This is a genomic window from Streptomyces sp. NPDC104761, assembly GCF_055583445.1.
On record NZ_JBVJNZ010000009.1, the window covers coordinates 386,410 to 393,140 of the forward strand.

Annotated in this window: 6 protein-coding genes and 1 pseudogene; 3 read left to right on the forward strand and 4 right to left on the reverse strand. The window is 73.7% G+C overall.

Annotated elements, in window-relative coordinates; genetic code table 11:
• Positions 1-17: 17 nt before the first annotated feature.
• The 3 genes and pseudogenes from ACZ63F_RS25715 to ACZ63F_RS25725 form a co-directional block, all read right to left on the reverse strand.
• Positions 18-1,081: pseudogene (locus tag ACZ63F_RS25715) on the reverse strand (maleylacetate reductase).
• Positions 1,082-1,086: 5 nt separating this feature from the next.
• The gene (locus ACZ63F_RS25720; protein ID WP_469713958.1) at positions 1,087-1,944 is read right to left on the reverse strand and encodes a dioxygenase family protein; all 858 of its coding nucleotides are present in this window, start codon (positions 1,942-1,944) and stop codon (positions 1,087-1,089) included.
• Positions 1,945-2,037: 93 nt separating this feature from the next.
• The gene (locus ACZ63F_RS25725; RefSeq protein ID WP_469713959.1) at positions 2,038-2,550 is read right to left on the reverse strand and encodes a hypothetical protein; all 513 of its coding nucleotides are present in this window, start codon (positions 2,548-2,550) and stop codon (positions 2,038-2,040) included.
• A gap of 131 nt (positions 2,551-2,681) precedes the next feature.
• Between ACZ63F_RS25725 and ACZ63F_RS25730 the strand changes: the two genes are divergently transcribed.
• Positions 2,682-3,029 carry a cupin domain-containing protein gene (locus ACZ63F_RS25730; protein ID WP_469713961.1) on the forward strand — a complete coding sequence of 116 codons (348 nt, stop codon included), beginning with the start codon at positions 2,682-2,684 and terminating at the stop codon, positions 3,027-3,029.
• Positions 3,030-3,055: 26 nt separating this feature from the next.
• Here ACZ63F_RS25730 and ACZ63F_RS25735 read toward each other — a convergent pair whose 3' ends face one another.
• The gene (locus ACZ63F_RS25735; protein ID WP_351956020.1) at positions 3,056-4,087 is read right to left on the reverse strand and encodes a LacI family DNA-binding transcriptional regulator; all 1,032 of its coding nucleotides are present in this window, start codon (positions 4,085-4,087) and stop codon (positions 3,056-3,058) included.
• A gap of 122 nt (positions 4,088-4,209) precedes the next feature.
• Between ACZ63F_RS25735 and ACZ63F_RS25740 the strand changes: the two genes are divergently transcribed.
• Positions 4,210-5,376: a phytanoyl-CoA dioxygenase family protein gene (locus ACZ63F_RS25740; protein ID WP_469713994.1), complete on the forward strand. Its 1,167-nt coding sequence runs from the start codon at positions 4,210-4,212 to the stop codon at positions 5,374-5,376.
• Between the two features lie 143 nt (positions 5,377-5,519).
• Positions 5,520-6,524 (forward strand): Gfo/Idh/MocA family protein, encoded by a 1,005-nt coding sequence (locus ACZ63F_RS25745; protein WP_469713964.1) that lies wholly within the window; start codon positions 5,520-5,522, stop codon positions 6,522-6,524.
• Positions 6,525-6,731 lie beyond the last annotated feature (207 nt).

Genomic DNA, 6,731 nt, shown 5'->3' on the forward strand with positions numbered 1-6,731 from the left:
GCTACGAGGAGCCGCCGTCACGCCAGGGCCGGGGCGCCGCCCTCGTACGCCGCCCGCAGCACGGTGAGCGCGTCGTCGGTCGTGACCGGCCTCGGGTTGGCGTACGGCTGCCCGGCGACCTGGGCGGCGGCCACCGCCAAGTCCGCTTCCCCCAGGCCAAGTTCGGCCAGGGAGCGGGGTGCGCCCAGACGGGCCGCGAGTTCCCTGAGGGCCGCCGGGGCGTCGTCCGCGCCGAGGGCCCGGGCGACGGCGGCGGCCGCGTCCGGGGCGGCGGCCGCGTTGAAGGCGAGGGCGTAGGGCAGGACGACGGTGTGGGTCTCGGCGTGCGGCAGGCCGAAGGTGCCGCCGAGGACATGGCACAGCTTGTGGTGCAGGCCCATGGTGGTGGCGCCCAGGCAGGCCCCGCACAGCCAGGCGCCGTACAGGGCGCGGGAGCGGGCCGGTACGGCGTCCGGGGCCGCGGCGATCTCCGGCAGCGCGCCGGCCAGCGCCCGCACGCCCTCCTCGGCCATGAGCGCGACGAGCGGCGAGCCGTCAGGGGCGTACAGCGCCTCGACGGCGTGGGCGACGGCGTTGATCCCGCTCACCACCGAGAGCGGGACGGGCAGGGAGAGGGTGAGCCCGGGGTCGTAGACGACGCTGCGGGGCAGCACGACGGGGTCGCGGCCGGTGCGTTTGACGCCGTGCTCGGTCAGGCCCCAGACCGGGGTCATCTCGGAGCCCGCGTAGGTGGAGGGCACGGCGATCAGCGGGAGTCCGGTGCGCAGCGCGACGGCCTTGCCGAGGCCGATGGCCGAGCCGCCGCCGACGGCCACGCAGCCGTCGGCGCCCGCGGCCCGGGCCGCCTCGACCCCCCGGTCGGCGACCTCCACGGGGACGTGCATCCGGGCACCCGTGTGGAGGCCGGCGCAGGCGTCCCCGAGCGAGTCGGCGACCGCCCGCGCCGTCGCCGCGCCCCGCTCGCCGCTGACACGAGGAGCCGCCGCAGACCGAGGTGCCGGGCCTCCTGTGCCGGTGCGGTGAATGCGGCCCCGGGCCGGAACACCACGCGGGAGGGGCGGGTCTCGTACACGAAGTCCATGGGGGTCACGAGCGCTCCAGGACGAGGTCGAAGCGGGCGTGCCGGAACGGGTTCGGCACGCCGTACTCAGCGGCCAGGGCGGGGTCGTCGGTCGGGGTGAAGTCCTTGACGAGGCTCTCCTTGACGGCGAACACCGCGTCGGAGTCCAGGTACTCCCCGCCGGCGACGAAGATGTGCGTGGTGACCGGGGCGTGCCCCGCGGCCGAGACGATGAAGTGGATGTGGGCGGGGCGGTAGGGGTGCCGGCCGGTGGCCTTCAGGAGGGCGCCCACCGGGCCGTCGGCCGGGATCGGGTAGGCGCTCGGCACACAGGTGCGGAACCGGAAGCGGCCCTCGCCGTCGGCGGTGAACAGGCCGCGGCCGTTGCCCGGTGGCTGGACGTCGGGCTGCTGCACGTCGTAGAAGCCGTGCGGGTCGGCCTGCCACACGTCCAGGACCGCGCCCGGCAGCGGGGTGCCGTCGGCGGAGCGGACGACGCCGCTGACCACGCAGGGTTCACCGCCTCCCACCAGGTCGATGTCGGCGCCGAGTTCCCGGACCGGGGACTCGGTCATGTGGAAGGGGCCGAGGACGGTCGCCTCGGTGCTGCCGGGGTCGCTGTGCCCGTTGACCGTCTCGACCAGCATCGACAGGCCCAGGACGTCGGAGAGCAGGATGAACTCCTGCCGGGTGTCCGTGCAGGTCTGCCCGGCCTCGGTGAGGAACGCGATCGCCGCCTCCCACTCGCGCCGGGTCAGCCGGGTCTCGCGGGTGAAGGCGTGCAGATGGCGGACGAGCGCGGTGAGCAGTTCGCGCAGCCGGGGGTCGTCGGTGCCCCGGAGGCTGTCGACGGCCTCCGCCGTGACGGCGTCGTCGGTTGTCATGCCGGCTCCTTGCCCGGAGGAACAGTGACCTTGAGTGATCGTAATCCCGTTCACCGTTCAATGAACGGTCTCCACGCGCGCGTCCGGCCGCGTCTACTTGATGAGCGCGTTGGCCACCACCACGATCACCCCGAGCAGCGCGTCCAGCGCGCCGATCAGCACGGAGGCCGGCCAACTCCGGTGCGACCAGCGGGCGGTGACGAGGCCGAGGCCGAACAGGATGACGATGTTCAGGACGAACGCCGGGTACTCGACGCCCTTCGGCGGCCACCAGCCCCAGCCGGCGCCCGCGAGCAGGAAGACCGTGGGCAGGACGGCGGTGACCAGCGGCCATTCGTCGGCCAGGGTGTGCAGCGCGTCCCAGCGCTGGTGCGGGGCCCGCTCGGCGATGTAGTGGGCGTAGCCGTGGGCCAGGGCGGAGGCGCAGGCGGTGACCAGGAGCCAGAGGGCGTCGTAGCGGCGGCTGGCGGCGGAGGTGTGCCCGTACTGGGTGAGCGCGGCCACCATCGAGCAGGCCAGCACGGAGCCGTAGACCCCGCCGAACAGGACGGCCTCGCGGGTGTCGTGCGCGCGCGGCTGCGGCCCGGCCGCCGTGGAGTCAGCCATGTCCTCCACGATCACCCGGGCCGGACCCGGCCGCCACCGGGCGCCGGCCCGACGAAGTGTCCTCCCACCAGGCCGGATGCCGCACATCCTGTCCACGCCCGGGACACCGGTGGGCTCGCTAGGGTCGCCGTATGACGACGCACAGCTTCGCCCTGCACATCCCCGACGCCGAACTCGAACCCGACCCGCTCGACCCGGCACAGATCGTCTCCGGCACGCCCGAGGTCACCGGCAAGGTGGTCTGGGAGTCGGCCGACGGCAGGCAGCTCCGCGGGATCTGGCAGATCACCCCGGGGGTGGTCACCGACACCGAGGCCGACGAGCTGTTCGTGGTGGTCAGCGGCTCGGCGACCGTCGAGGTCGAGGGCGGGGCGACGTTCACCGTGGGCCCCGGCGACATGGCCGTCCTGCGTGCGGGCGACCGCACCACCTGGACGGTGCACGAGACGCTGCGCAAGGCGTACGCGATCAGTCTGTGAGCAGGGCCGGCGCGTCGTGAGCGCGCTCAGCGGTTCGTGGCCGCAGGCATGTTGTAGGGCGTGACCACCTGGATCGCCGACGGCAGGGTCGGGCCGGCCGGGGGCAGCGCCCCCTGGGCGCGCATCACCAGGTGGCAGGCCTCGCGCATGTCCTGGCGCAGGTCGTGGTGGAGGACGGCGGACAGCCGGTGCTCGCGCAGCAGCCGGGTGTTGTCGTGGTCGAGGTCGTGGGCGATGAACACGGCGCACTCGCGGTCCAGGTCGGCGAAGGCGCGCAGGGTGGCGATGTTGCCGCCGCCGATCGAGTAGACGGCGCGGATCTCCGGATCGCGCTCCAGGGCGGCGCGGACCAGGTCGTACTGGGTGGCGTCCAGTCCCTGTCCCTCGGCGATCTCCACCAGGGTGCGGTCGGGGTGCCGGGCCCGCATGGCGCTGCGGAAGCCCATCTCACGCTCCTCCTCGTTGCGGAAGAAGCCGCTGCTCAGGCTGGTGAGGACGTTGCCCGGCCGGTCGCCGAGCCACTGGCCCATCAGGTAGGCGGCGGTGGCGCCGGCGGCCCGGTTGTCGCTGCCGACGTAGGCCAGCCGGCCGCTGGCGGGCAGGTCGGTGACGAGGGTGACGACCGGGATGTCCGCCGACCTGAGCCGCCCGACGGCGGCGGTGATCTCGGGGACGTCCGGTGCCTTGAGGATCACGCCCTGCGAGCCGCGGCGGGCTATCCGGTCCAGCGTCCGCACCAGTTCCGCGACGGGGCCGGTCTCCCGGAAATGGAACCGGGAGCGCACCACCGCCGGGTGCAGGGCCGGCAGCTCGGCCTCCAGCGCGCCCCGCACGGCCGTGGTGAACCGCTCGGGCGCCTGCATCACGATGTCGACCATGAAGGTGCGGCCCACCAGCCGGACCTGGGTGCGCTGCCGGTCCAGATCGGCGATGGCCCGCTCCACCTCGCGGGCGGTGCTCTCCCGGACGCCGCCCCTGCCGTTCAGGACCCGGTCCACGGTGGCCTCGCTGAGACCTGCCTGCCGGGCGATCTCACGGATGGGGAAGGGGTGGCCCACGGGCTGCCTCCTTGAGGGGTTTTTGACGGGTCGCTGCTGGTTGTTCGAGGGGTTTGTGCTGACAAGAATGGCAGAGCCCCGCCGTGGCCGGGACCACGGCCGTGACCGAAAGCAGGACATCGATGTCCCTCGCCGCCGAACAGGGCCGTCCCTGGCTCTCGCAGCAGGACTGCGACCTGGACACCTTCCGTGCCCTGGTCGAGCGGACCACCGACCCGGCCGCCTACCCGTACGCCTCGGCCGTCGAGGAGAACGTCCTCGTCTACGACAGCGAGCGGCTGCGCTCCGCCGACGCGAGCCACGAGGTGCGGACCGAACTCGTGCGCGCCCTGGCCGACGGCCCCGGCGTCGTCGTCTTCAGGGGCGCGTTCCCCGACCCGGCGGTGGTCGACCGGGCCACCGCGGTGTTCGAGGCGCTCATCTCGGAGCAGCACGAGTCCGGCGCGGGGGCCGGCGACCACTTCGCGACGCCCGGGGCCAACGAACGGGTGTGGAACGCCCTGGAGAAGGCGGCGCTCTACGACCCGGAGGCGTTCGCCGACTACTACGCCAACGACGTCGTGGCCCTGGCATCCCGGGCCTGGCTGGGCCCCGGCTACCAGATCACCTCGCAGGTCAACGTGGTCAACCCGGGCGGCGCGGCACAGACCGCGCACCGCGACTACCACCTGGGTTTCCTCTCCGACGAACAGGCGCAGGCCTATCCGGCCCATGTGCACCGCCTCTCCCCCGTGCTCACCCTCCAGGGCGCGGTCGCGCACTGCGACATGCCGGTGGAGTCGGGGCCGACGATGTACCTGCCGTACTCGCAGACCTACGAGCCCGGCTACCTGGCCTGGCGGCGGCCGGAGTTCCAGGAGTATTTCAGGGCCCGCCATGTGCAGCTGCCGCTCGCGAAGGGCGACGCGGTGTTCTTCAACCCGGCGGTGTTCCACGCGGCCGGCACCAACCGGACCCTCGACGTGCGCCGGATGGCCAACCTGCTCCAGGTGTCCTCCGCGTTCGGGCGGGCCATGGAGAGCGTGGACCGGGAGGCGGTGGCCAACGCGGTCTACCCGGTGCTGCGCCGGCGCCGGTCGGAGGGGGCGGGCGAGGCCTGGCTGGAGCACGTCATCGCCGCGAGCGCCGAGGGTTACCCGTTCCCGACCAACCTCGACAGCGATCAGCCCGTCGACGGCACGGCCCCGCCCTCGCAGGCGGACCTCGTGCGGCGGGCGCTGCGGGAGGGATGGGCGCCGAGGGTACTGCGGGACGCGTTGCGGCACGCCGCGGTACGGCGGGAGAGCTGAAGCCGACAGGCCGTGTGCCGTGTGCGGCGCCGTCGTGGCCGGTCGCGCAGTGCCTCCCCCGACCTTCGGCCGGGGGTACCCCCAGCGCCCCTTACGGGGCGCCTGCCGACGGCCCCTCCATCAACATCAAGGAGCAATACACAATGCGTATCGGAATCCTCGGTCTCGGCCGTATCGGTGCTTTTCATGCCGAGACTCTCTCCGGGCTCGACGTCGTCGAGTCGCTCGTCTTCACCGACCCGTTCGCGGACGCGGCCAAGGCCGCCGCGGAGAAGTTCGGTGCCGAGGTCGTCGACTCGCCCGAGGCGCTGCTGGCGGCCGGCGTGGACGGCATCGTCGTGGCCGCCGCCACCGACGCCCATCCGGCCCTGATCCTGGCCGGTGTCGAGGCCGGTGTGCCGGTCTTCTGCGAGAAGCCGGTCGCGAGGACGATGGCGGAGGGCGTCGAGGTCCTCACGGCCGTCCAGGGCAGGGGGGTGCCGATCCAGATCGGCTACAACCGCCGCTTCGACGCGGGCTTCGTCGCCGCGCGGGCCGCCGTGCAGGCGGGCGAGCTCGGCAAGCTGCACACCGTGCGCTCCACCACCCTGGACCCGGCCCCGCCCCCGGCCGCCTACATCGCCGCGTCCGGCGGGATCTTCCGGGACTGCTCCGTGCACGACTTCGACATCATCCGCTGGGTCACCGGCCGTGAGGTCACCGAGGTGTACGCGGTCGGCAGCAACCGGGGCGCCGAGTACATCAAGGAGGCCGGAGACGCCGACACCACCGGCGCGATCCTCACCCTCGACGACGGCACCATCGCGGTGGTCTCCAACTCCCGCCACAACGCCCGGGGCTACGACGTCCGCATGGAGCTGCACGGCTTCGCCGACTCGATCGCCGTCGGCCTGGAGGACAAGCTCCCGCTGCGCTCGGTGGAGCCCGGCGTGACCTTCCCCGCGGGCACCCCGCACGACTTCTTCATGGACCGGTTCACCGCGGCCTACCGCGCCGAGCTCACCGCGTTCACCGAGGTCGTGGCCGGCACCCGGCCCTCCCCGTGCACGGTCGAGGACGCCCTGGAGGCCGGCTGGATCGCCGACGCCTGCACGCTGTCCCTGCACGAGCACCGGCCGGTGACGATCGCGGAGGTCCGCGGGGCCTGACACCCGCGGACCTTCGTACGGCGGCGCGGGGGGGGGGGGGGGGGGGGGGCCCCCCCCCCCCCCCCTCCCCCCCCCCCCCCCCCCCCCCCCCCCCCCCAGGGCCGTCCCCCCCCCCCCCCTCCTCCCCCCCCCCTCTCTCGGGGGCCGTCCCCCCCCCCCCCCACTCCTGCTCCGCATCCGCACTCGCTCGAAAACGTTCTTGTCTTT